The sequence below is a fragment of the Bacillus sp. ISL-39 genome, from assembly GCF_018613295.1.
Lineage (GTDB): Bacteria > Bacillota > Bacilli > Bacillales > Cytobacillaceae > Mesobacillus.
Genome location: NZ_JAGGQM010000031.1, coordinates 63,499 through 89,012, shown reverse-complemented (window position 1 = coordinate 89,012; position 25,514 = coordinate 63,499). Strand labels below are relative to the sequence as shown.

At 41.6% G+C, this 25,514-nt stretch carries 24 protein-coding genes and 2 riboswitches; of the genes, 6 read left to right on the top strand and 18 right to left on the bottom strand.

What is annotated here, in order from left to right:
* Window positions 1–594: 594 nt before the first annotated feature.
* Entirely contained in the window at window positions 595–780 is a 186-nt protein-coding gene (locus J7E37_RS20475; RefSeq protein WP_214781751.1) for a hypothetical protein, read from the bottom strand.
* 159 nt (window positions 781–939) lie between these two features.
* On the opposite strand from J7E37_RS20475, the gene J7E37_RS20470 reads away from it, so the two are divergent.
* Entirely contained in the window at window positions 940–1,458 is a 519-nt protein-coding gene (locus J7E37_RS20470; RefSeq protein ID WP_215026688.1) for a universal stress protein, read from the top strand.
* Between the two features lie 59 nt (window positions 1,459–1,517).
* On the opposite strand, the gene J7E37_RS20465 is transcribed toward J7E37_RS20470, so the two are convergent.
* The 5 genes from J7E37_RS20465 to thiT all read right to left on the bottom strand — a co-directional run bounded on the left by J7E37_RS20465 (window position 1,518) and on the right by thiT (window position 5,729).
* Complete coding sequence (locus J7E37_RS20465) at window positions 1,518–1,982, bottom strand: helix-turn-helix transcriptional regulator (protein WP_214781747.1); 465 nt, start codon at window positions 1,980–1,982, stop codon at window positions 1,518–1,520.
* 462 nt (window positions 1,983–2,444) lie between these two features.
* Window positions 2,445–2,609: a FeoB-associated Cys-rich membrane protein gene (locus tag J7E37_RS20460; protein ID WP_214781745.1), complete on the bottom strand. Its 165-nt coding sequence runs from the start codon at window positions 2,607–2,609 to the stop codon at window positions 2,445–2,447.
* 21 nt (window positions 2,610–2,630) lie between these two features.
* Window positions 2,631–4,640: a ferrous iron transport protein B gene (feoB, locus tag J7E37_RS20455; RefSeq protein ID WP_215026698.1), complete on the bottom strand. Its 2,010-nt coding sequence runs from the start codon at window positions 4,638–4,640 to the stop codon at window positions 2,631–2,633.
* Window positions 4,640–4,864, bottom strand: a complete 225-nt coding sequence (locus J7E37_RS20450) for a FeoA family protein (RefSeq protein ID WP_214781741.1) — start codon at window positions 4,862–4,864, stop codon at window positions 4,640–4,642. Before J7E37_RS20450 ends, feoB begins: the two co-directional genes overlap by 1 nt.
* Before the next feature lie 268 nt (window positions 4,865–5,132).
* Window positions 5,133–5,729 (bottom strand): energy-coupled thiamine transporter ThiT, encoded by a 597-nt coding sequence (thiT, locus tag J7E37_RS20445; protein WP_215026684.1) that lies wholly within the window; start codon window positions 5,727–5,729, stop codon window positions 5,133–5,135.
* A gap of 109 nt (window positions 5,730–5,838) precedes the next feature.
* A riboswitch (TPP riboswitch) is annotated at window positions 5,839–5,945 on the bottom strand.
* Between the two features lie 258 nt (window positions 5,946–6,203).
* Between thiT and J7E37_RS20440 the strand changes: the two genes are divergently transcribed.
* On the top strand, window positions 6,204–7,334 hold the full coding sequence (locus tag J7E37_RS20440; RefSeq protein ID WP_214781737.1) for a histidine kinase N-terminal domain-containing protein: 1,131 nt from the start codon (window positions 6,204–6,206) through the stop codon (window positions 7,332–7,334).
* Window positions 7,335–7,385: 51 nt separating this feature from the next.
* On the opposite strand, the gene J7E37_RS20435 is transcribed toward J7E37_RS20440, so the two are convergent.
* Complete coding sequence (locus J7E37_RS20435) at window positions 7,386–8,660, bottom strand: dicarboxylate/amino acid:cation symporter (protein ID WP_215026681.1); 1,275 nt, start codon at window positions 8,658–8,660, stop codon at window positions 7,386–7,388.
* A gap of 122 nt (window positions 8,661–8,782) precedes the next feature.
* Here J7E37_RS20435 and J7E37_RS20430 point away from each other — a divergent pair, with 122 nt between their 5' ends.
* Window positions 8,783–9,343 (top strand): GNAT family N-acetyltransferase, encoded by a 561-nt coding sequence (locus tag J7E37_RS20430; RefSeq protein ID WP_214781733.1) that lies wholly within the window; start codon window positions 8,783–8,785, stop codon window positions 9,341–9,343.
* Between the two features lie 18 nt (window positions 9,344–9,361).
* Here the strand turns inward: J7E37_RS20430 and J7E37_RS20425 are convergent, their stop codons facing one another.
* The gene (locus tag J7E37_RS20425) at window positions 9,362–10,429 is read right to left on the bottom strand and encodes an ATP-binding protein (protein ID WP_214781731.1); all 1,068 of its coding nucleotides are present in this window, start codon (window positions 10,427–10,429) and stop codon (window positions 9,362–9,364) included.
* Window positions 10,430–10,930: 501 nt separating this feature from the next.
* On the opposite strand from J7E37_RS20425, the gene J7E37_RS20420 reads away from it, so the two are divergent.
* Complete coding sequence (locus J7E37_RS20420; RefSeq protein WP_251009789.1) at window positions 10,931–12,280, top strand: hemolysin family protein; 1,350 nt, start codon at window positions 10,931–10,933, stop codon at window positions 12,278–12,280.
* Between the two features lie 83 nt (window positions 12,281–12,363).
* Here J7E37_RS20420 and J7E37_RS20415 read toward each other — a convergent pair whose 3' ends face one another.
* The 8 genes from J7E37_RS20415 to J7E37_RS20380 all read right to left on the bottom strand — a co-directional run bounded on the left by J7E37_RS20415 (window position 12,364) and on the right by J7E37_RS20380 (window position 21,602).
* Window positions 12,364–13,320 (bottom strand): cation diffusion facilitator family transporter, encoded by a 957-nt coding sequence (locus tag J7E37_RS20415; protein ID WP_214781727.1) that lies wholly within the window; start codon window positions 13,318–13,320, stop codon window positions 12,364–12,366.
* A 157-nt stretch (window positions 13,321–13,477) separates the two neighbouring features.
* Window positions 13,478–15,274, bottom strand: a complete 1,797-nt coding sequence (locus J7E37_RS20410) for a TIGR04190 family B12-binding domain/radical SAM domain protein (RefSeq protein ID WP_215026678.1) — start codon at window positions 15,272–15,274, stop codon at window positions 13,478–13,480.
* 246 nt (window positions 15,275–15,520) lie between these two features.
* A complete protein-coding gene (locus J7E37_RS20405) occupies window positions 15,521–15,874 on the bottom strand; it encodes a hypothetical protein (protein WP_214781723.1) in 354 nt (117 codons plus the stop codon).
* A gap of 116 nt (window positions 15,875–15,990) precedes the next feature.
* Entirely contained in the window at window positions 15,991–17,454 is a 1,464-nt protein-coding gene (locus J7E37_RS22555) for a DUF4153 domain-containing protein (RefSeq protein WP_214781721.1), read from the bottom strand.
* A gap of 103 nt (window positions 17,455–17,557) precedes the next feature.
* Window positions 17,558–18,199: an HAAS signaling domain-containing protein gene (locus J7E37_RS20395; RefSeq protein WP_214781719.1), complete on the bottom strand. Its 642-nt coding sequence runs from the start codon at window positions 18,197–18,199 to the stop codon at window positions 17,558–17,560.
* Window positions 18,180–18,527, bottom strand: a complete 348-nt coding sequence (locus J7E37_RS20390) for a PadR family transcriptional regulator (RefSeq protein WP_215026675.1) — start codon at window positions 18,525–18,527, stop codon at window positions 18,180–18,182. Before J7E37_RS20390 ends, J7E37_RS20395 begins: the two co-directional genes overlap by 20 nt.
* 121 nt (window positions 18,528–18,648) lie before the next feature.
* On the bottom strand, window positions 18,649–18,972 hold the full coding sequence (sugE, locus tag J7E37_RS20385) for a quaternary ammonium compound efflux SMR transporter SugE (RefSeq protein ID WP_214781716.1): 324 nt from the start codon (window positions 18,970–18,972) through the stop codon (window positions 18,649–18,651).
* 129 nt (window positions 18,973–19,101) lie between these two features.
* A riboswitch (guanidine-I (ykkC/yxkD leader) is annotated at window positions 19,102–19,200 on the bottom strand.
* Between the two features lie 44 nt (window positions 19,201–19,244).
* A complete protein-coding gene (locus J7E37_RS20380; protein ID WP_215026672.1) occupies window positions 19,245–21,602 on the bottom strand; it encodes a sensor domain-containing protein in 2,358 nt (785 codons plus the stop codon).
* Window positions 21,603–22,040: 438 nt separating this feature from the next.
* On the opposite strand from J7E37_RS20380, the gene J7E37_RS20375 reads away from it, so the two are divergent.
* The gene (locus J7E37_RS20375) at window positions 22,041–22,691 is read left to right on the top strand and encodes a DUF3939 domain-containing protein (protein WP_214781710.1); all 651 of its coding nucleotides are present in this window, start codon (window positions 22,041–22,043) and stop codon (window positions 22,689–22,691) included.
* Between the two features lie 120 nt (window positions 22,692–22,811).
* On the opposite strand, the gene J7E37_RS20370 is transcribed toward J7E37_RS20375, so the two are convergent.
* Window positions 22,812–23,180 carry a YidH family protein gene (locus J7E37_RS20370; RefSeq protein ID WP_214781708.1) on the bottom strand — a complete coding sequence of 123 codons (369 nt, stop codon included), beginning with the start codon at window positions 23,178–23,180 and terminating at the stop codon, window positions 22,812–22,814.
* 298 nt (window positions 23,181–23,478) lie between these two features.
* On the opposite strand from J7E37_RS20370, the gene J7E37_RS20365 reads away from it, so the two are divergent.
* Window positions 23,479–23,769, top strand: a complete 291-nt coding sequence (locus tag J7E37_RS20365) for an ArsR/SmtB family transcription factor (protein ID WP_214781871.1) — start codon at window positions 23,479–23,481, stop codon at window positions 23,767–23,769.
* A gap of 443 nt (window positions 23,770–24,212) precedes the next feature.
* Here J7E37_RS20365 and J7E37_RS20360 read toward each other — a convergent pair whose 3' ends face one another.
* A complete protein-coding gene (locus J7E37_RS20360) occupies window positions 24,213–25,136 on the bottom strand; it encodes a cation diffusion facilitator family transporter (protein ID WP_214781706.1) in 924 nt (307 codons plus the stop codon).
* Between the last annotated feature and the right edge of the window lie 378 nt (window positions 25,137–25,514).

Sequence of the window (25,514 nt, the reverse complement as noted above, 5' to 3'; positions counted from 1 at the left end):
AAAACTGCTTGCATGAGCACTTTTTTTGTCCGAACACGGCACCACTTCAGACAAAACTGCTTGCCTGAGTCCTTTTTTTGTCCGAACCTGGCATTACTTCAGACAAAACTGCTTGCCTGAGTCCTCTTTTTATCCGAACATGGCATCACTTCAGACAAAATTGCTTGTATGAGCCCTCTTTTTGTCCGAACACAGCATCACTTCAGACAAAACTGCTTGCATGAGTCCTCTTTTTGTCCGAACCCAGCATCACTTCAGACAAAACTGCTGGCCTGAGCCCTCTTTTTGTCCGAACACGGCATCACTTCAGACAAAATTGCTTGCATGAGTCCTCTTTTTGTCCGAACCCAGCATCACTTCAGACAAAACTGCTGGCCTGAGCCCTCTTTTTGTCCGAACACGGCATCACTTCAGACAAAATTGCTTGCCTGAGCCCTCTTTTTGTCCGAACCTGGCATCACTTCAGACAAAACTGCTGGCATGAGTCCTTTTTTTGTCCGAACCTGGCATCTCTTCAGACAAACAACAAAAAAATACCGCAAGATTTTCCGAAAATCTGCGGTAGTTTCTTAAAATAAGCTTCAACTGTTCTTATTAATTATGAATCTGTGATTCTATGGGTGCCTGCTCGCAGGCAGCTGCCATATTACTTTCACGGAGAAGTGTTTCCATATACATATAGACGATTTGCTTGGTTTTATCATCTGCTTGAATGACATCCAGGTGCTGCATGCATTTCCGTATTGTCGGATGAATTGGCTTTTGAGAATGAGATATCATACCGGACACTCCCTACCCCAGTAATTTGAAAAGCTATACAACAAGGTTCGCCACTATTTGAAGTTTTTTGAGGGTATATGGAAATTATTAGGTCGGTTAGTTCTATTTTAAAAATGGGTAATGAACTATAAGAAGAACTAATCTTGGAGGTTGATCTATATGGCTGGAATAAAAAAAGTGGTGCTCGCTTACGATGATTCTGAAGGCAGCAAGAAAGCCTTGCAGCTGGCTAAGGAGTTCACTAATGAAAAAGATGGGGTCAAATTGTATGTAGGCCATGTTTATGAAGAGGAAATTAAAAGCGAACTGGTTGAAACGACTGAGCGCCCCATTGAGCATCTGCCAATCAATAACTTCCCGGCAGATGGGATCCAGGTCCCTCCACTGGCTATGGAGCAAGGTGCACTTGATAAATCAGAGCACTCAATCATAACCCACAGCTCTGAACAAGCCTTTAATAACGCAAGAGCTGAACTTGATGCGCTACACATCGACACTGAATACTCCATCCTTGAAGGAAGTCCATCCGAGAGTATTGTGGAGTATGCTAAAGATGTAAAGGCTGATTTGATCATCATTGGCCAGTCTGGAAAAGAAGGCATCAAGCGCAAGCTTCTTGGTGGAGTAAGCCAAAAGGTTGCCAATAACGCTCACTGCCATGTACTAATCGCTAAATAAAATCAAAAGCAGCCGGGTTTAAGCCATTACCCGGCTGCTTTTTTCATCAATTTCTTGCTTTATCCCTTCAATGCTTCAGCTGCAATTTCTTCTAACCGCTCCATTGTCTCCTTTTCTTCAAAGCTGCTGAATATCCTGAAATCATCTTGATCCAGAATCCTGTAATGCTGGCTAAGGATGTTCTGCTGCATTACAAATCCGCCAACTCTTGAAACTTCACGCCACCAGACTTTGCCGCCCAATGTTTTTTCTTTTCGATAGTCTGTACCTTCATGTGCGATGGTTTCAAGTACCTCTAGTGGTTCATTGCCGAACAAAAACTGGATGGTCTCTGTTTCCCTGAACAGGGCAGCTATGGCCACGACTGTCGACCAGCCGGCCTGAGCCCTGCCCTTTTCAATCTGGACAAGTGTCTTCTTGGAGATTCCAATGATATCAGCCATTTTATCCTGTGTGTAACCAACTTCTGCCCGCAGCACCCTTACTTTTTCCGATACCCTGCTAATAATTTCATCCCTAGTCATCCGCTTCATTCCTTTGAAATGCTTTTGGTGTAATTTTACACCAAATTAGTTAGAATTAAAAATACTTTTTATTTTACCGCAAGTTTTGCACTTTAAATTTGGCTGGTTTCGTAAAGATTGTTGTTAAAATCCCAAAGCCGATTATAATGTAATGTGAGCCATTTTGCAGGACGGTATTAAGTTTGCATGCTCTTTTCTCACAATAGAGTAAACTTTCCGAATAAACATTCAATCCTATTTGTAGTCAATAACAACAAAGTTTGAGAAAAGAGCATTAAATTTTAATATGATTGCCTTTAAACTCAATGTTGTTTTTGGTCCGCCGCGTTTTCTTCCCCCTTATATTATTGGTGCCATGCTCATTGCTTTTATAGTGCATGTTCAATACCTATGCTTTTAATATGTCGTACTGCATGCTCTTCGAAAAAAAAAAGGAATGCAGAGGACTGCATTCCTTTTGATTTATTTTGCTTGTTTTTCCCGGCTGATACTACTGCAGTTGGTTGAGCATGAGCTTTGGATGGAGCAGGCAGCACATTTTCCTTCCTTTGATTTCTTGATGAATCGGCAGAAGGCCCAGCCGGCATACCCGAATATGGCTCCGCCTATCAAAATGTTTGCGATCATAGATCCTTCCTCCTTCAAGGCTTAGGTTAGTCCTAACAACTTACCGCCTTGATAAATAACCAGAGACAATGCATATGCGATAACCAGGGCATAAGTGATTGAAAAAGCTGTCCAGCGTTTGGAAGCAGTTTCCTTATAAATGGTTGCTACAGTTGCAAGGCAAGGAACGTATAATAGGATAAATGCCATGAAGCTGTATGCAGCTAATGGTGTGTAATGAGCAGCAAGCAAGCCTTGCAGACTAGCTTCATCTGGTACAAAGTAAATGATGTTCATTGTCGAAATAATAGCTTCTTTTGCCAGGAAACCAGTGAAAAGTGAGGCACTGGCCTGCCATGTCCCAAAGCCTATGGGGGCGAATAACGGTGAGAAAATACCTCCAAGAACCGCTAAATAGCTATCATCCATGCTTACATTCACGCCTTCCGGGCCAGCGTAGGCAAGCAGCCAGATCAGGACGGAGCCGGCAAAAATAAATGTTCCTGCCTTCTTCACGAATCCTTTCCCCTTATCCCATGTGCTTCTCCAAAGCGCTCTCGCCTGCGGAAGCCTGTATGGGGGAAGCTCGATGACGAATACAGAAGTTTCACCCTTCAATAAGGTTTTCGAGAATACCTTTGCCAGCAAAAGAGCGATCACTACCCCCAACACATACAAACTCAGAACTACAGTTGCTTTATGTTCTAAAAAAAACGCTCCGACAAACAAGGCGTAAACAGGCAGCCGCGCCGAGCATGACATAAGCGGAGTCAGCAGGATGGTCATCAGCCTTTCCTTCGGTGTCTCAATGGTCCTTGCTGCCATGATGCCAGGTACATTACAGCCAAATCCGATCATCATCGGGATGAATGCCTTTCCATTCAAGCCGACTGATTCCATTAACCGGTCCATAACTAGCGCGACACGAGCCATATAACCTGAATCCTCAAGCAAGGATATGAAGAAGAACAAAATGAAGATTTGCGGCACGAAGACGAGGACTCCCCCTACTCCAGCTACAATCCCATCAAGAACCAGGTCCTTGATGAATGAGGAAGCACCCGCTGCAGTCAGTGCTGCTGTGATACCTGATGTTACTGGTCCGGACAGAAGTGAATCCAAGGCATCAGAGAGCGGGAAGCCAAGCCAGTCAAACGTAAGCATGAACATCATGTACATCAATACAAGAAAAATCGGGATTCCCAGGAATTTATTCGTTACGATCATATCAACCTTCTCTGTCAATGGAATCTTTTTATTTTCCATTGTGGTGGCTGCCTCTGATACTATTTTATCGATCGCTTCACTGCGCTTGCGATGGATGATCTGGTCAAGCGCTTGTTTACTGCCCGAATTTCGCTGTTCGGAAACCGAAACATGGTTGACCAGTGTGTCAAGCTCATCCAGTGAAAGTATTGTTTCCAGGTGATTTTTCACATAGGGGTTGCCTTCAAACAGCTGAAGTGCAAGCCAGCGAATCGGGTGTTCCGTCTTTCCGGCCAGTTTGGTCTCAAGCTCCAGGATGCCCGCTTCAATCGCTTTTCCATAATAAATGAGATTCGACTTCCCGATGCCGATAACTCCGCCAGTCACCAGTTCTGCAAGTTCATTACATCCTTTGCCTGACCTGGCAACAACAGGTGCTACAGCCACGCCCAATGATTGAGACAGTTTAGCAATATCAATTTGAATCCCCCTGTTTTTAGCCACATCCAGCATGTTTAAACCAATAATGACAGGTGCACCGTATTCCAACAGCTGCATAGTAAGGTGAAGATTGCGCCTTAACTGAGAAGCATCCAGGATATTCAGAAGTTTTTCGAATGGTTCATTCAGGAAAAAATTCGTCACAACACCTTCATCTTTAGAAAGTGGATTGAGGGTATACACCCCAGGAAGGTCAATAAGCTGGTCCCTGCCATTTTTTAATAGGCCAACTTTCTTCTCGACCGTTACCCCGCTCCAGTTCCCGACATATTCATAGGAACCTGTTAAGTTATTAAACAATGAAGTTTTTCCAGTGTTGGGGTTGCCAATGAGTGCAATATTCATCATACTCGCTCCACTTCAATCCTTAATGCTTCTTTGCGGCGAATGCCGATGCATTGCCCGCAGGATTCAACCATCACTGGGCCGCCAAAAGGCAGTATGCATTTTACGCACACTTCAGAGCCTTCTGCTATTCCCAAATCAAGCAATCTTCTTCTGACAAATTTGTCAGCACTAGCAATATTCAAGATCCGGCCTTTTTCACCAGTCTTTAATTTACCCAGCATAGCCATCACCTTTTTTTAGATTTAATAGTTATTATGAAACCCTTTGATGATTCATTTTTCTAAATGAGAATGATTATCTTTATTTAACCAGTTGAAGTCGAGTTGCACTGTGACATAAATCACTAAGATTAAGCTTGCAACGTATATTTATTGCAAACTCCATATAATTGACAAAACTTTTACCGAGAATCACTTCATTCCCATTACATACACTTATATGTATAAAACGCGCATAAAAAAAAGGAGAGCTATTCAGCTCCCCTATCTACTACATTTTATTGCTTACAGCTGTCGACTTAACCATTCTCGATGGTGCATAGCCGATGACCAGAATAATGATAATTGCACTTAAAATCATGCTCGGGATCATGTAAGTACCGTTATAGATAATGGAATAAAGCCACGCTGGCTGTCCTTCTGGCGCCCATACACCGAAAAAGATCCAGCCCGAAAAGAAATGAGCGATAAAGCGTAGCAAGCTTCCAATGAAGGTACCAGCGATGATCAAACCAATCCACTTTTTCTTATTCCCACTCTGGATGTTCTCCTTGACCTGCCTTGCAAAAATACCGGCAACTCCCAGCACAGTAAATGCCACCAAATAATCGATGAATCCCTGTACAGGGTGGTATATTTGCGAGAAACCAAGGATGAATTGCAAGAGTCCCAATAGCAGCCCAGTTATTGCGCCGCCCTTTATTCCCCAGCGGAATGCCATCAGGAATACAGGCACCATCGCAATCGACACTGACCCGCCCTGGGGCCAGATTCTTGAAAATAAAAACCCGGAAAATAAATCAAGCAAATAAGCCAGTGCGGAAAATACGGCTATTTCCACTAAAAAGAGAGTTTGTTTTTGTTTCATGTTTTGTTCCTCCTTCTTTTCAGAATGAGGTCCGTTTCTAACACGCCTTTTCTGCTTCAGAAACAAAAAAAGCAATCGTGGGGATCGATATAGGATTCCCAAGATTGCTTTCCTATCGCATCCACATTCCTTCGCTAGTATTAACTAACAGGTTCAAAGGGTAAGAACTCGGCCGCTCACTCTCAGCTGCTTCACACAGCTCCCCTTGTGGTTATTATTTAGTTTCTACACTATGAATATACTACTTCTTCAATTTAATAACAAGTATAACCTGTCAGCAAACTCTGCACTTCTCAATAAATGTCGATGACACAATAGACAAAACTCTTTCAATGTTGCTAAAAAAATCCTTCTTTTGTCACGTTTTTAGCTATTCGACGCAATTCAGCGGATGTTCTTAATATTCGACAAAGGGATTTAAGATTTTTCCTCGAATCTTTAATACCGAAATGAAAAACTGGGGGACTTAATGAAATGCTGCCAATTACGGATAACCGATTGCTTAGCTTCCTGACTAGTGAAAAAGAAAACCTCATAGCTGACTGGACGGAAAAAATCATCGTCTCAGAAGATGATCCATATAAAGAGAAAATAAGCAGGAACGCTGAGAGAATGTATGCAATCATTCTCTCGGTGTTTTCCAAGACAAGTGAGGAATTGGAAGAACATATTCAGGAGCTTGCTTTCATGGTCGGAGAAGAACGAGTACGTGCTGACATAAACATTGGCGATTTTGTCTATAATGTCAATTCCGGACGCTCCGTTCTATACAAACATCTTCATAAAATGAATATGGAATGGACAGAAATGCAAGAAGCCATCAACTCGATCAATTACTGTTTCGATACCTTTTTGTATTACGCTGTATCTTATTATAATGAACAAAAAAACAAGATCATCGAGGAAAAGAACCAGTTCATAGATTCAACACATAAAGACAGGCTGACATTGCTTGGGCAAATGACGTCTAGCTTCATCCATGAATTCCGCAATCCGCTGACTTCTATTCAGGGCTTCATCCAACTCTTAAGATCTGAACATCAAGATATGAAGTATCTCGATATCATCTCAAGCGAGCTTGAACAACTGAATTTCCGGATTTCGCAATTCTTGCTGCTATCAAAAAAAGAGCTGATTGGAAAAGAAAAAACGCATTTCTCTTTGAATAAAATGATTGATGAGGTTTTAAATTTCCTGTATCCCAGCATCCTTGACACGAATGTCCGGGTGATCAAGGATATAGCCGAGGATATGGATTTGTACGGCTATGCTGATGAAATCAGGCAGGTCCTCATCAACATCATCTTCAATGCCATTGACGTATTGAGCCAGTACCGTGATGATCCACAGATTGAAATAAAAGGATATTTCGTGAATGATACCCATATCAAAATAGAAATTTCGAATAATGGGCCAATCATACCCGACAATTTGTTAAAAACCATCTTTGAGCCATTCGTCACGACCAAAACACTTGGAACCGGACTTGGATTGTTCGTCTGCAGGGAAATCATCGAAAAGCATAAAGGCATACTCGCCTGTTCATCAGAACCTGACAAAACGTCTTTTATCATGCTGCTGCCTTTGACAAAGATCGAAATCTGACATATACCTGAACAACGAGACCCCGCCGGCAACGGCGGGGTCTCTTCTACTTTAATCTAAATATTCAAGGGAGCGGTCGTCCGCCACCTTTTTCACTTTACTTTTCTCAGGCCTTAACGCATGCTTTTTCTCAGATTCAGAGACAATGACCGCACAAGCTGCATCGCCAGTAATATTGACAGCCGTTCGAGCCATATCGAGCAGACGGTCGATGCCAAGTATTAGTCCAATCCCTTCGACTGGCAGGCCTACTGATTGGAGTACCATCGCCAGCATGATCAAACCAACACCTGGAACACCTGCCGTCCCTATACTTGCAAGCACTGCAGTCAGGACAACCGTTAAAAGCTCGGCCATTGTAAGGTCGGCACCGTATACCTGTGCGATGAAGACGGTAGCTGCCCCCTGCATGATTGCTGTGCCGTCCATGTTGATTGTCGCTCCAAGAGGCTGCACAAAGCTGCTGACAGATTCAGGAACACGAAGGTTCTTCTGTGCTGTTTCCATTGAAACCGGAAGTGTTGCATTACTGCTCGATGTACCGAAGGCAACACCCATCGCCGGGGAGAATTGCTTGAAGAACCAAAATGGATTTTTCTTACCAATGAAATAGACACCAGATCCATAAGTAATAATCGCATGGACAACGAGAGCCAGAACAACGACGATCATATATACTCCCATCGCCTTGATGGCATCGATTCCCTGACTTCCGATAGCCGTAGCAATTAAACCAAAAGTTCCATAAGGAGCAAACTTCATGACAAGGCCTACCAGATACATCATGATCTCATTACCTTGTTCGACCAGATTTAGTATCCCTTTTGTTTTGTCACCCAGTGCTGTTAAAGCAATCCCGATAAATAGCGCAAACACGATAATTTGCAGCATATTGCCAGCAGTAAGTGCTTCAAACGGGTTCGCTGGAATAAGATTTAAAAAGGTTTCGCTTACCGGAGGGGCCTTTTCAGCCTTGAATTCTGCTCCACTGGTATCAAACTGGCCCATCAAGCCAGGCTTGATTAAAAATGCCAGCGCAAGACCAATTGTAATTGCAATCGCTGTTGTACCTAAAAAGAAGCTTACAGTCTTAAAACCAATCCTCCCAAGTTTCTTGGGGTCACCTAACCCAGCGGTTCCGAGAATAATTGAAAACAGGACAATCGGTACGACAAGCATACTGATTAAATTGATGAATATCTTGCCAAGGGGTGTAAATAGGAATTTATCTAAAACAGTGAACAATTCAGGTGAGAAAATATTGAGGATCAGCCCGGTCATTGCGCCAAGTCCAAGGCCAATCAAAATCTTAGTCGTTAATTTCATAGTCTTCCTCCCAAAAAAAAATTAAAAAACAATGTAAAGCTTTATTCCCTCTTTTGGCCGGCTTAAACTACAGCGAACTAAATGGCCAAAACTACCATCAGGAAAAGTTTAAGGAGGTTCCTATGTTAACATTAAAAGTTGATTCCGAACTTGAACTGCGAATTTTTGAGCCGCGTGAAGCGGGGGAGTTATTCTGGCTTGTGGATTCTAATCGTCGCTATTTGCGGGAGTGGCTTCCCTGGATAGATGGTATTCAAGCTCCCGGTCAATTTTTTTCAGTGATCCAAATGTGGCAGAGAAATTATCAAGAAGGGAGCAGCATTCATTTTGGCATTCGATACAGGGGGATCCTTGCAGGCAGTATAAGCCTGCATGGCATTGACTGGAGCAACTCGCAGGCAAGCATTGGCTACTACACGGCGGAAAAACTGCAAGGAAAAGGCATTACAATTAGATCAGTGAAAGCAGTCATAAACCATGCTTTTTATGAGCTTGGGCTTAACCGCATAGAGATCCGATGCGGCAAGGACAATCATAAAAGCCAGGCCATCCCCAAGAAGCTTGGGTTTTACAAGGAGGGTGTCATACGTGATGGGGAATACTTAAATGGACATTTTCAGGATTTATTTTTATATGGGCTTCTTTCAAAAGAATGGCATAGAAGACATGTACATTATTCTTAAGCACTGGAATCAAGCAAATCAACGGATTGGCAGCTTGATGGTAAATGTTGTCCCTTCACCATTCGATACCACATTGATTTTGCCATTATGTTCTTCAATAATTTTATAGCAGATCATCAAACCCAGTCCGTTCCCATTCTCCTTTGTTGTATAAAAAGGCTTGCCGATCCTGTCCAAATCCTTCGAAGGGATTCCTGAACCCGAATCAGCTATGGCAATAGTCAACTCCTCAACTGATCTGGAAATCGCAACCGTTATTTCACCTGGCAAATCCATCGCATCAATCGCGTTCATCAGCATATTGATCAGCACTTGCTTGATCTTATTCCCATCACAAAGCAACATTCCATCTTCAAGTGTAGATTGCTTGGTTATTTCGACGCACTTTTTTGCTGCCTCAGCCATCAGCAGAGTGATGGCATGATCAACCAAGTCATTTACGTCAAAGGACTTTAAGTCGGATTTATGCGGCTTTGCCATAATCATCAGCTCTTTGGATACTGTCTCCATCCGCTTTATTTCCTCTTCCATGATCGCTAAATAATTGTGATTCAATTCTTTCCCTGACTTCATAAGCTGGATAAAACCTTTCAGGCTTGTCAAAGGGTTTTTGATTTCATGTGCAATACCTGCAGCAAGCTGGCCAACAACATTCAATTTTTCATACTCAAGGATGAAATGCTCTGTTTTGATTTTTGCAGAAACATCACTTGTCACTGAAAATAGTTCAAATGGTTCATTTGTTTCAGGATGCCGAACAACCGAGATTTGTGAATTCACCCAGATATACACTCCGTCTTTTCGCTTAATGCGGTAAGTGAGACTGCATACGTCCTCAGCTTCGGGCATGTCAGCATTCAAGATCCGTTTATAATCCTCGGCGTGAACAAGTAAAGTGTACAGTTTTCCGACTAATTCAGATGGCTCATAGCCGAGCATGGAATAAACGGTTGGTGTAACATATTTGATGAGACCATCCGGAGTTCTCTTGCAAATGAAATCCAGGGATGGACCTACCCAAATTTGTTCATCCGTCTTTTCGGCTTTATGTAACTTTCTTTCCAAACTTGATAAAAGAATACTCATAGACAGCCTCCCTTTTTATAGAAATTTTACTGAATATTTAAACTAATTTCAAACTCTAACTGTTAAAAAAGCCATAAAAAGGGTTTTATTTACATTGGGAAATTTTTCTGACCCTCCTGGAAAAGCATTAAATTGTTAAAATCTGAATTTTCCAATATACTTGAACATAAACTTCATACTTTATGTGTCCGTTTCATACATTGATATCAAACCGTATTAATGTTCCCCTTAATTATTCTTGATATGGTATAATAAAATTTAAATGATAAAGCTGAGGTGGTATGATGGGGCAATCTATCGTATCGAGAATTTAACAGCTGTAAACGCGGAAGGAACAGCATAACAGGATGTTGGCCCTGGCTGATCCAGCCGCACGGAACGGGCCGTTAAAATGTCTTGATGAATGTAATCATTTATTTGCAGCCTGTAACTCCAGGCTTAATTTTCAGTTTACTGGGAGGTGACTCCTTACCCGCAAATCCGCGGGCTAAGGGAACTTATTTGGACATATTTAACTTGGTTTGGATAGCCATTTTAATTGCTTTAACGGCATTTTTTGTCGTCTCAGAATTTGCGATTGTTAAAGTGAGAAGTTCCAGAATCGACCAACTAATAGAGGAAGGCAGCAAAAAAGCTGTGCTCGCAAAAAGAGTCATATCCAATCTGGATGAGTACCTTTCTGCCTGCCAGCTTGGGATCACAATCACTGCTCTGGGAATAGGCTGGCTTGGAGAGCCGGCAATTGCCGATTTGCTAAAACCATTGTTCAACAGCCTGGCTATTTCTGAATCCGTCGGACATGTCTTTTCAGTGGGGATTGCATTCGCGACGATTACGTTCCTGCATGTCGTAGTCGGGGAACTCGCCCCTAAGACTTTAGCGATTCAAAAGGCTGAATGGGTTTCGCTGAATACAGCTGGTCCGCTGATCCTTTTTTACAAGATCATGTATCCATTCATCTGGTTATTGAACGGATCCGCTCGTCTTGCTGTTGGGCTTGTCGGTCTTAAGCCTGCCTCTGAACAGGATTTGGCTCATTCTGAGGAAGAACTTCGCATTATTCTGTCTGAGAGCTTTAAAAGTGGTGAAATCAACCAGTCAGAGTTTAAGTATGTAAATAAAATTTTCGAATTTGACAACCGGATCGCTAAGGAAATCATGGTGCCCCGTACGGAAATCATTTCGTTGTCAATCGAGGATACTCTGGAGAACTTCCTCCAGATTGTAAAGGAAGAGAAATTCACCCGATATCCCGTCATCGACGGAGATAAGGACCACATTGTCGGGCTTGTCAATATCAAGGAAGTCATGACTGATCTGATCCATGACCAGGGGCGCGGAAAAAAAGCGATAGATTCATATATTCGTCCAATCATCCGGGTCATTGACAGCATCCCTATTCACGACCTGCTCGTCAAGATGCAAAAAGAACGCATACACATGGCGATCTTGATGGATGAATATGGCGGAACTTCCGGGCTTGTAACAGTAGAAGATATCCTTGAAGAAATTGTGGGAGAAATTCGCGATGAGTTCGATATGGATGAAGTGCCGATGATTCGCAAAGTCAAAGAAAGTCATTATATCATCGATGCCAAATTGCTAGTCAGTGAGGTAAATGAAATGCTTGCGATTGATATCAACGATGAAGATGTCGATACAATCGGCGGCTGGATGCTTACCGAAAATTATGAAGTCAAGCAGGGCGACGTTGTTTGCTTTGGATCCTATTCGTTCAAGATCATTGAAATGGAAGAGCACCACATTAAATATATTGAAGTAAGTAAACAACCCGAAATCGAAAAGCCAGCGGAAAATTTTTTTATGAACCAGACTGAAGTTGTTTCATAGAAAAACCAATTAGTTCTAGGGCTGTATCATGCTAAAACTAAACAAAAACAGGCAGATACCAAACTCTGCCTGTTTTTTACATTTTACAGTTTCCAATTTTGGACGTCATCCGCTTCGATGATACCCATTATTACATCGTCAACATCTGGATCCGTCAGTACCTTATCCCTGACCCTGAACTTGATATCATCAGCGTCGGCAAGTGTCAGCCCTTTACGGAGTTCCAGATAACTTTCGACATGGTACTGTCTGCCCTCCTGGACAATCCTTAACGTATTGATGTCAATTACATCCGGATCGGATAGAATGAGCCTTGCAATCCTGTTTTCAACCACGTTAGGCGCGGCGACACCAATCAGTCCAACCGTATTTTCATAACCAATCTTCAAAGCAATCCCAATCAGCAGGATGCCAATCAGTAAGGTTCCAATCCCATCAAGTAAATAAAATCCTGTAACATGGGCCATTACAATCGAAACAAGTGCTAACAGTGCACCAAAAGTCGCAATCAAATCTTCATAGAAAACTAGTCTTGTCGGCGGAGCAGCCAGACTGACATTCTTAAATGCATTTCCTACTATTCCGAATCCCTTTGCTTCACTTCTCGTTTCGTGAGCAATTTCCTTCATTGCTTTTATCAAGATTGCCCCATCAACAAGTACTGCGATTATCATAATAATAACATTCAACCACATATTTGAAGAAGCTTTTGGATGCTGGATCAGTTCCCATCCTTTGATTACTGTTTCATATGCCATGATTGAAATGATGATGACAGCCACGAGTACGAACAGGTTTACAACTCTTCCAAATCCGGTCGGAAATCGCTTTGTCGCTTCTTTTTCCGAGATGGCACTGCCGATGAAAACAAAAAATTGATTCAGTGCATCTGCAACCGAATGAAGTGTCGTCGCGAGCATCGTACCACTTCCGCTGATAGCTGCAGCAACCCCTTTGATGATTGCAAGGAAGGTATTCCCAACCGCAGCAATCCCCGAAGATTTATTTCCTCTTTTAAAAAATTCAATCATTGATGACATTTCTCCACCCGCTTTACTAGTTAAATATATTTTCCTTTACCTTTTCACATTTCGTTCTACTTTAAACATTTTTAAGATTAACTTCAGGAACCACTTAGGTAATTAACATGCAAAAGAGCCCCTCAGGATTAGGTCCTTAGGGGCTCTCTTCTAAAATTCACGTCCTGCTTTTAGAGGCTTCTCCAACTCTTTTATTATAGGCATTCCATTTCTGTTTTGCATTGATCAAGATGTCCTCTGCCAACAGCTCTATTCCGATTGCCGTCAGCGAGAAGATATCAGCATAGTGCTTTTTCACTTCCCATTTCAATTCATGCTTACCGCAAATACTGTATTTGTTCACTTCTTCCATTTCCTTGCTAAGAAGTGCTAACTGCTGGTTTTTTTCCTGTTCGGGAAGAGCAACAATTTCATCGATTTTCTCTATATATTCAAGCGACCTGGTGATTTTCTCATTCACCTCATCATGTGTCTTTTGGTCTACAAGGCTGTACTTCAGTTTAAAGGCATTGAGGCTTCTGGCAGATTCATAGGTTGACTTTACAATATCATCCCTGGTCATATAATCTGTTTCAAAGCTGAGCATGTATTTCCATGATGGCTGGGTGATTGCTTTTCTATGGTCCTCAAGTGTATGGCAGAACTTCTTATAGCCATATTTTTCGGGATTTTCAAAAGCCGGGCTTGCCGGGTCCAGGAATGGTGCCAGCGGAGCGACAAAGTATGATAGACGTTTATCCCCTCCACATGCATTATGAATTTCCTCACAAAATTCGACATTGTCAAGGGCGCTTTGATAATCCTGGTGCGGAATGCCAACCATGAAAAATATATCTATCTTCTTGCAGCTATGCTTTAATGCAGCCTGCAGTGTTTCAATGACTTTTGCATTTGTGCAATTAAATTTGCCATTATAACGGCGGATCTTCTCATCATGTGTTTCCAATGTCAATTCAATGCTGTACTTTGGTACAGCCTTCTCAATCTTTTCAAAAAACTCTTCGTTCGCATATTGGAACAACTCGAATACCAGCTCATTTTTCAAGTTGATCTTACTGAGCCTTTCAAAAAACTCATCCACATATTCCTTTCCCGCTTGGCGGATATCATGAAGAATGAAAATCGGAGCCCTGCTGAAGCGCTGGATGAAAAGAATGTCCTCTACTAGTTTAGCAGGCGAGCGTTTTGCCAGGACTTTACGATTGCAGTTATCCTTGTATGATTGCTTCGAGCCCCCGCAAATCAAGCAGCCCTGGGTGCAGCCTTTTGCCGTGAGAATCGCGGTATTAGGGTATTGAAGCCATCCATTATAGGGGAGCGGGTCCAGGAAATTCTTATACTTGAAGACCGACTTGATCGTATATCGATAGCCCGGTATATCAAATTCATCCAGGCTGTCAGGAACATGGCTTAACGGGTTGTATACTGGAGTGTCTCCGTCCTTCCAAGTAAGGTTTGGAATCCCGCCCTGATGATGGGTTCCATTTTTCAAATGGTTGATCAAAAGGAGCATTAATTTTTCAGTTGAATCACCCCTCATGACAAAATCAATGAATGGATATTCTATTAATTCTTTATGGTAATAGGTTGCAGATAAACCGCCAAAAACCATAGGAGTTTCCGGGTGAAGGTTTTTCACAATTTTCGCAAGTTCGATACTTCCATGAGCATGCGGCAGCCAGTGAAGGTCAATTCCAAAAGCCCGTGTCTTGATCTTTTTTAATTTCTTTTCGACATCAAAGTTTTCATCCATCAACATTCGATTAGCGATATTAATAATTTTCACGCGCAAGCCCTGGCGTTCTAAATATTCCGCAATGCTTGTCAGGCCAATAGGATACATTTCGAATACTGGAGAGGATGGAACGACGTCACTGATCGGGCCTGCCAGCAGCGCATTTTTCCTGAAATCATAAACACTTGGCGCATGAAGAAGGACTAAATCGTATTTCAAAGGACTCACCTCAAATAAAATATATACTATTAATCTGCCTAATAAAGGCAATGTATGAGTACACATTAATCATAACTTCCAAATACTTCGTCTTAGTCCCGCAAAGTGAAATTTTTTGTGAACAACTTAACATAACTGCTTCAAAAAGCCTCCAGACCCTTATAAATAAAGAGATTGAGAGTTTATGAAAGTTTTGTGGAAGCATTATATAAAAAAAGAGACTGCACGATCGCAATCTCTAAAAAACTATTTTTCTTGCTGGACCATCAGGATTTCTTCCTCGACCCTGCCCAATTTTAAAAGATGGGAATCAAGGCGTTTGTGGATCGTGGTGAATTCTGTATTGTTTTTCATTGCTGCTTTGCTTAGCAATTCTTTTAACATGTTTTCGATTTTTGCACTTTGTGCTTCTTCCATTCTTTCAAGTGCGTCTTTAATGTCTGTTATATCGATCTGGTTTGATGTTACGCGATGCTCAATGCTATCGACTTTTTCGAGTCGGCCGAGTCTTTTTTCTATGTTTTCGGTCCTTTTATTCAATGAGTCAATCGAACTTTCAATACCTTTTAAGAGATTGATGATTTCAGATATCCCTTCCATTTCACATGGCTCCCCTTTATTTGGCTTAAGGTTATTTTATCATCATTATTCACATTGATATGTTACAAAACTAGTAACAAAGACGCCTTTGTTTTCATTTTTGCCATATTTCATTGTTACTGCATCTCCAGTTCCATTAACGCTTTTTCAGCGTTTCTTCTGGCCATATTTATCGTATTCCAGCTTTCTTCTGAATCCAGGAATTCTTGCCTCCTTTGCAGCAGCAAGTCCGTGAGACCTGGGTGGTCTGGATTAAGCTTATATAGCTCCACCAGTCCCTCCACTCCTTCATAAGACAGTGAGTTCAGATAGTAAATATCTATTTTTCCGGTTTCTGAATAACGCTCCAAATTACGGTCAACAACATACCGGTCAAGCTGGACTGTGTTGATCAATGTATAAAAAATGATGGCAGATATGATGTAAAAGCGGACTAGTGAGAGCCTTTCCATCCATATTCTCATAAAGGAGTAGCACAATATCACCAGCAGGAAAACCATGAAAGAATGGGCCAGTACCCTGGCAAAAGTGAATCCATAAGCCTCTTCATACATGAACAGGCGTATAAAAGCTGAATACAGCATCACTCCGCTAAAGATGACGAGCAGAGAAAGAAGAGAGCGAATAGCCAGCGTCATAAATTTGGAAGCTTTATCAACATACGAAACAATAGCGGATATGATCAACAAATTCAACATGGTCACAAAAAGAAGTTCAAAGAATCCTCTGCGTGCAAATTCAGCATACGTAAATCCTGCCTTTAGAGTCTCACTGAAAAAGTATTGGAATTGTACAATGACAAACAACAGATACACGATATTCAATAAAGTAAGCACTGTCAGGCTGATCACGCTGTCCCATGCCATCTTATCTTTTGGCTCCTGGGATTTTGCAGGCAGCGGCTGCTTATTCCTTAGCACCTGGAATAGTCCAAAGATTGACAATGCATAAATAGTGACCGCAATCGTCCGCAGCACTTCTTCCTCTATCTTCAATCCCAAAAGCCAGCGAGGGAAGGCGCCTAATAGGTTTCCGAACTGCTGGTCAGCAGAGACAAGCAGATTGACGATAACAAACAATAGCGGGATTGAAATAGCCATGCCGATCAATACTTTTCGGATCGTTGCACTCTTGCTTTCTTCAAGCCCTCTGACTGCCAATTTAGCCGCATTCATTAAAAACTTGTAAACATAGGCAATTGCTGCTCCTACTGTCAAAAAGAGATTTTGGACGAACGGCCATCTATGCCATTGATTATGAAGCGGATAAGTAATAAGCACAAGCTGGATAAGGACCATCACTGGAATCACCAGGAAGTTCAATACATATAAAATCATATTCGAATGAAGAAAAAAGCTGGTTGAAAGGAGCCATATTGAAGCAACCATCAAAAGTCCAAGCCTTTTATTGGTGAAGGCAAATGAACGATACCTCCAGAAGAACACACCATAAAACACAGTAATAAACACAGGATAGGATAGGCCAATTTTCCCATTCAAGAAAGACCTTTCAGCCAGGATCCCCAGAGCAAGACAAACCAGGAAAAACATCCAGTCACCTTTTTTCATTTTCACTTCCACTTGACTCTCTCCTCTCACCTAGAATAACTAGGTATATATTCAAAAAATATATTCACCTTATAATTCTATGTACATAGAAATTCTATGTACTATGACAAAAAAATTAGATGGAAGCCCTTTTCCCCCATCTATATCCAACCCAACATATTGGATACAATAGTGCTGTAAACAAAATACAAATAAAAATGAATGCGGGGCTTAGGAGCGGCTGGAACCAATCATGCGGAATCAGGTTGAACAAAGTCAAGTTCATAAGAATGATGTTCGGCAGAATGGAGAGAATGAACGTCTTTTTCATCAATCTCCTGCCCTTATGGCCAAAGCCTTTGCCTATTTCATATCCAAGCAGTATCCAAAAGAAGAGGTAAAGCAAAATGATCACAGCTGGTATCGACGTCAGGCTTTTCCACGCCATGTCAATGAAAGGGAAATCAAAAAGATTATGAACCAGGGTCAGGATGGTGCCGCCAACGAAGAATATCAGGTTGGCCAAAATAAAAACCCATTGAGTTTTTATTGAGGTCGTTGACAGTTCTTCCTTCCAGCTATCTGCAATCTCTTCCGGAGTCCCCAACCTTGCATAAAGTTCAGTGCTAATATCCGCCTCTTCTCTTTCACTGCCATTGAACTCTTCAAGCATTTCTGTGATATGGATATCATATTCAGCTAAAATTTGTTCTTTGTCCGTATGCTTCCCCAGGTGCCTGCCAAGCTCGTTGAGGAATTCAGTCTTTAACTGGATCATTTTTCGGTCTCCTGATCACTTTGTTCATGACATTGACGAACTGTTGCCATTCTTCCGTTTTCTCTATAAGGACTTCCCTGCCCTCATCAGTAATCCGGTAATACTTCCTTGCCGGGCCTTTTTCCTGCTCCTGCCAGTAAAATTCAATGTATCCCTGCTTTTCAAGCTTATGCAATGCCGGGTAAAGGGTTCCTTCTTTTACCTGCAGGCTGTGGTCACTGCGCTTATCCAGTTCTTTCACTAGCTCGTAACCATACATATCCCGTTCATTCAACAACTGGAGCAGCACAAGCGATGTGCTCCCTTTTAAAAGTTCACGATTAAACATCCTATCACCTACCTAGTAATAAAAGGTACCTACCGGCATCATAATATATATTGGTGAAAATTTCAAATTAAATTTCAAAAAGCAGACTGTACTTTTCTGCTAGCCTACTTCCTGAATATGATTAATTGCTTCCGGATGTTGCTTTCAGGCCGATGATCCCAACCAGAATGAAGGCAACGAACATCAGTCTCATCAGGCTACGCGGCTCTCCAAACAAAACTATCCCTAGAATGACTGCCCCTGCAGCTCCAATTCCAGTCCAGATTGCATATGCAGTACCGATTGGCAAAGTTTTGACTGCCATAGACAAAAAATAAAAGCTTATGGCCATCCCGACCAAGGTGATCAACGATGGAACTGCTTTGGTGAAACCTTCTGTATACTTCAGGCCAATGGCCCAAACGACTTCAAATATACCGGCGATAACTAAATAAAACCAAGCCATACTTCTTACCCCTTTCATTTTAAAGTGCAGGCGACGGAGCTTGATTAAGAAAACTTCATGGGATTATCCGCAACTCAATAACCATATAAATATCTTAACCATAAAAAAACCGGGAGATATCACATAGATATCTCCCGGGTTTTTATCCCTCCGTGTACACAGGCAATTCCTGTGCGCCCTCTCTCGGACCAGTCCAGCAAAAGCTGCGGAACCCTAGAGGACTTTTCATAAAAGAATAGTAACATAATCAGCACAGTCAGTCAAAAAGGCCGTCATGTCTCCTGAAGTTCCCTGTTCATCATCGTTTCATATTCATTGGATGGCAATGGCGGTGAGTAAAAATATCCCTGGACTTCGTGGCAGCCCAGTGATTTTAACAGGTCAATCTGAGATTCCGTTTCTACCCCCTCGGCAATCACCTTTAACTTTAGGTTCGTTGCCATAGAGACAATCGTGGATATGATTTCACGGTTTTCCTGGGAGTGTGAAATGAAGCTCTGGTCAATTTTCAAACGATCGACCGAAAGCTTACTTAAATAACTCAATGAACTGTATCCCGTGCCAAAATCATCAATGCTGACCTCGATTCCAATCTCCCTTAAAGCCTGGAGCTGTGCGTTGATGCTATCTTCCTTCTTAATCATGATACTTTCAGTTACTTCGATTTCAATCAATTCACCATAAAGTCCATATTCTTTAAGTGTTTGCCTCATAAATTTCACGAAATCCTCCTGGTAAAAATGGATGATCGAGATATTGATCGAAGTGCGGGGAACTTCAAAACCCTGACCCTTCCATTGTACAAGCTGACTGAACACTTTCCTGATGATCAATCTCTCGAGAGGTACGATCAAGTTCGCTTCCTCTGCAATCGGAATGAACACACCTGGAGGAATCATTCCATGGCGAGCATGCTTCCACCTTGCCAGTGCTTCAGCCCCTGTTATTTCATTTGTTGCTGCATTGTACTTAGGCTGGTAAAAAACCGTGAGAGAATCACTATTTATAGCGTTCCGCAATTCATTCTCAAGTTCAAACTTATTCAGGTTATGGTCCACCATGCTTTGGTCAAAAAACTGAAAGTGGTTCGCACCGTTTTCTTTTGCCTTATACATTGCCATATCAGCAAACTTCAGCAATAATCCAAGATTATCCGTATCTTCTGGATACCTTGAGATCCCAATACTAGCCGTGATCAGGAATTCCATTCCCTCCGCAAAAAGCGGACTCTGGAATGCATGCACAATCTTTTTGGCAACTCCGTCTGGCTTATTCCCTCCAGTAACAAGAATCGCGAATTCATCTCCGCCTATTCTTGCAACAAGGCATTCCTCCGGGACAACTTCTGAGAGCTTCCTGCCGATCTCAACCAAAATCTTATCACCAAATGAATGCCCAAATGTATCATTGATTCTTTTAAAACGATCAAAATCAAGATAGATCAAGGAAAACCCTTCATCCTTAATAAATTGCACTGCCATGACTTTCTCTAAATTCCGTCTGTTAGGCAAATTAGTCAGTTCATCATGATATGCAAGATACTCAATCATTTTGTCTGCTTTTTTCTGTTCTGTTATGTCCCTGACTATTCCAAAGACACCAACTGTTGTATTTTTAACGATGATTCTCACCGCTGTGATTCTTACGTCGGCATAAGTTGAATCCGCCCTTATCAGAGTGGTTTCAATCAATTTCGTCTCACCGCTGAGCACTTTCATGAAATATTTCCTTATTTTCTTTTCTTCCTCGCTGCCCCCAATCAAATCAATGAAATGGAGACCCGCTAATTCATTGGCCATATAGCCTGTCAGCTCAACTGCCTTTTTATTGACACTTAAAATATAACCTTGTAAGTCGACCCTGAATACAGAATCAGGGTTATGGGTAAACAAGGATAAATGAGACTGGACGTTCTTCATGATCAGTTTTTCGCCAAATAGGTCCGGTACGAGCATGAATAATAAATTTGCTGTGGCCATATAAACGAACGGCGCCAGGTAGGAATGTATGCCGCTTCCATCTGTAACGTTCATCATCGAAGTCAGGACGATATACGGGATACCTCCCATTGCCATGCCGCCAAGGACACTGCCTGTATACTTATACTTTTTTACAAACTCATAAATATCCTCGTTGGTAATCTGCATCAAAAACCTGATGAGCGAAAATGAAGTGACCAATATCATTAAAAAGGAGATAATGGATAAAATCGGCTGAACTTTGATAGCTTCCCTGAAGATTATATAGAATGCCGTATATTCAGCCCCCATGATGCTGGCAGCTATTAATAGACTAGTGAATACGTACTGAGCAGTATTCGCAATATCCCTTTGCGCCAGACTCAAAGCTGCGTATGATCCAATTCCGCAAATGCCAAAAAATATCATAAAAAATAAATAAATATTGCTTGTCGAAAATGGAACGCCTGCAGAAATAATCACAAAAAGATGTGTCAGCAAGAATGTGAGAGCCAAAAGAAGCGAATACAGGACCATTTTACGTCTTTTTCTATTAACCGTCTTTTTGATTTGCCTGCTGAATTCAACTCCCATTATGGACGAAATGATTAAAAAAACGACGGTCAAAGCTATATTATTCAAGTCAAATATGTACATATGGGGAATATCCATCCTGCCCCTCGTTTCTGTCTGGTTTATTTGCCTTTATGGAATAGCTGATACATGCAAGCCAGTCGCATGACAATTTTCGGGAAAAAGATTGAAGCTTTCTAAATATTATACAATATTCAGCCATATAATCGACCTGTTTCGAATCTTATTTTCATAATATTCAAAACAGAACCATACCAATCATGAAGAGAATTTAATATAATATAGGTAGAAACTGATCCGCCTTTTTATCCCATCCCGCCCCCTGCTTCAATCGCCCGGTTGGACTCTTCCCACAATAGCACAAAAGGACAGACTCTTATCTATATATCGGCAAAACCAGCGTTATCTTAAGTCCAGTCTCTTTATAAGCCTTCACACAAATAATGTGACTCCTGTAATGGTTAATGGATTATGGAGTAGCAATGGCAGTTTCTGCCTTTGAAAGGAGGGATTAAGATGCAAACGGAGAAAGACAAGAGCAGCAGCAGACACTTATTTTCTGAAACAGCCGGCATAAAAGTTACAACTGCATTCGTCTGGCTAATCATCGGTTGGCTATTAGACCTCATGTTCGATTTATTTCCGTATTTAACTATATTGAGTTCCACTGCAGGATTGGTCCAATTTATTATTTTCTATGCCAGGGTTAAAAAAAAGTCGAAGGAAACCACCTGGCCAATCATTGAGGCAAGCGTTGACCAGATAAAAAAAGCAGTACGCACGTATTCAGAACATCTTCCCAAGGGCGTTTACCGAACTATTCTTGTCAAGGAAGACAACAGGATCGATATGGAACAACTTGCCCCCCTCCTGAAAGGAATTCCATCACGAAACTTTTATATGTCAAAGGAAACATACGATATTTTCACTGAGGAAGAAAAAAATCTAGCAATAACGATTGATAAAGTCCAAAAGGCAGTAGATCTTTATGTTAAAGAGCATAAGGAGTACCCAATGCTTCCCTATGACCCACTGCATAGAGTGAACTATTATCAGCTGTTGAATGCCCACTGCCTCGATATCCAGCCGGAAATTGAGCTATATATCACCAATTACGATGGTCTCATAACTCATAAAAAACCAGAGAAAAACAGCACCGGCAATTGAGGGTAACGATGCTCTGCCTGGTTTCCGCTGATGGTCTTAAAGATTCCCTTTGTCTGCAAGCACCTCGTAAGGAGAAGCCCGGTCCATAAGGGAACAAGTCAAACTGGCAATAAAGCCACGTCAAAATAAAATGCTGATTAAATAAATACCAAGTAACAGAAAGATCAAAAAAATGATCCCTGTAGAAATTTTTATCAGGTTACTGGCTGATTCGAATGTTTGCCTGTTGATATTTTTTCGTACCGAGAAATAATGTGTTGTCGCAAAGAACAGGATTATCAAACCAATCAACAAAGAAAAGATGCTGACAAAAACAGCAATCGTGTCTGCAGCCGGGCTTACAGACCTGATGTTATTAAAATGCAAACTTGATGCCAGAAAACCAATCCCGATTATGGCGATTGAGGTCCGGACCCAGGCAAGGTAGGTACGCTCATTTGCAAGGTGCTGCTGGATATATTTTGATTCATGTGTATTGTTCTCGTCCACCTCTTCACCTACTTCCTGCCTCTATTAACTATAAGTTTATCACCCGAGCCTCAAAGATTCCTGTTCATTTGCTCAGTCACCATCTATCTTTATTTGCATGTTCTATATTTCCACCTCTACAGGAATAGTTATTCATCCTAATATTGAGAGGCTGGATTTCTCGTTTAGATGCTGAAAGACTCTATATCAAAAACAGAAATCTCGTCTGTTTTTACAGCCGTGATTTTTCTTTCATAAGGTATAATATAGATGAAGGAGGCTGATTAACTTGGAAGAAAAGAAAAAGAACACGCATGAAATGGATTTGGATGAGGAAACATTATTCATGGTTTCCCAGACCTTCAAAGCCCTTTCAGATCCCACGAGACTCAGAATCCTCCATCTGCTGCTACAGGGGGAACATTCGGTTAATGAGATAGCAGAAAAGCTTTCTTTGCTGCAATCGACCGTTTCACATCAGCTGCGCTTTTTAAAGAATCTCAGGCTCGTCAAATTCAGGAGAGAAGGCACTTCGCTCTATTATACCCATGATGACGAACATGTCATCGATCTGTTAAAGCAAAGCATAGAACATGCCAGCCATCATTGATGGGTATGCCCATCTATATTGGCTGGCATGTTTTTTTGATGGCTCTTTTCGTTAGGCTCTTTTCTCAAACTTTGTTGCTATTGACTACAAAATAGGATTGAATGACCTATTTTTCCTCGCAAAGTAGACTTTTTTGTGAGAAAAGAGCATCTCAACTTAATACCGCCCTGCAAAATGGCTTTATATTACGTTAAAATCGGCTTTAGGATTTTAACAACAATCTTTACGAAAACAGCCTTTCGTAAACTTTATTGCTTTCTCAACCAAAAATAAAAACCGGCGCCTGGGTTTTCACGAGTATAAAATGCCATCCATATCAGGAATCATCTCGAAAAGAGCCAGACACCTTCTTTAGCGCGATTCTAGAACATTTACGATAGCAACAATCATTGCGATAACAGCATTTTAATGTTTTTATTCCATCGTGATATGGTACTGTTTAATCAATTGCAAGGTCCATGGGCGCATGGGCATCCGTGTTCCTCCCCTTCTACCTGAAGTGTACTATGATCAATCCCGAAGCGGTCATGCAACAGCTTCTGGGCTTTGTGAAGCACTCTGTCATGCGCTCCTTCGCCTTTGACGGCAATATGCCCGCTAAGCATCAGCACGCCTGAAGTAATCGACCAGATGTGGACATCATGCACATCCTTCACTTCGGGAATCTTCATTATTTCATCTTTCACTTCGTTCACTTTAATCTGCTCCGGTGTGCCTTCCATCAGTACATGAAAGCTCTCCTTCATCACTCTCCAGCCGCTGATGATGATCAGAATCGCAACGGCTACGCTCGCGATGGGATCTGCAAGTCCCCAGCCAAAGAAGTATATCAGCAATGCTGCTGTGATTGCCCCAACCGAGCCAAGCATATCTCCCAACACGTGAAGGAAAGCGCTTCTTACATTCAAGTTTTCATCCTTGTCTCCACTCATCAAAATCCACGCGGCAATGATATTGACAATCAGCCCAATAACGGAAATCGTCAGCATTCCTATGCTTTGAACTTGCGGAGGATCTGTAAAACGATGGTATGCTTCAACAAATATATAAATTGAAATAATAATCAAGGTAAGCCCGTTTAAAGCTGCTGCGATGATTTCGAATCTTTTATAACCATACGTCTTTGATTGTGTGGCCTTTCTTTCGCCAAGCTTCATCGCGAACAAGCTCAAACCAAGTGCAGCTGCATCGCTCAGCATATGGCCCGCGTCGGAAAGCAAAGCAAGGCTGTTGGTGATGACCCCGCCAATCACCTCAATAACCATGAAAGCTGCAATTATGAGAAAAGCCCAGAATAAAGCTCTTTTATTGTTTGTATGGGCATGGCCGTGGCTGTGACTGTGCCCATGCGAATGATTATGTCCCATATGATCCCTCCCCGCCTTATATATGAATATATGGTCATATATATAATTATGACTCACTTTTGAAATTGGTTCAACAAAAAGCTTGTCTATATTTTAGGCTCTTTTCTCAAACTTTGTTGCTATTGCCTACAAAATAGGATTGAATTACCTGAGTTTCTTCACAAAATGAACGCTTATTATGAGAAAAGAGCTTGCAAACTTAGTACCGACATACCAAATGGCTATTATCACGTTAAACTCGGCTTTAGGATTTTAACAACAATCTTTACGAAAACAGCCATATTTTAATTACCTTATTATTGTAGTTTTTCACAAAGCTCTTTTCTCAAACTTAATTGCTATCGACTACAAAATAAGATTGAATGACCTTTTTTTCTT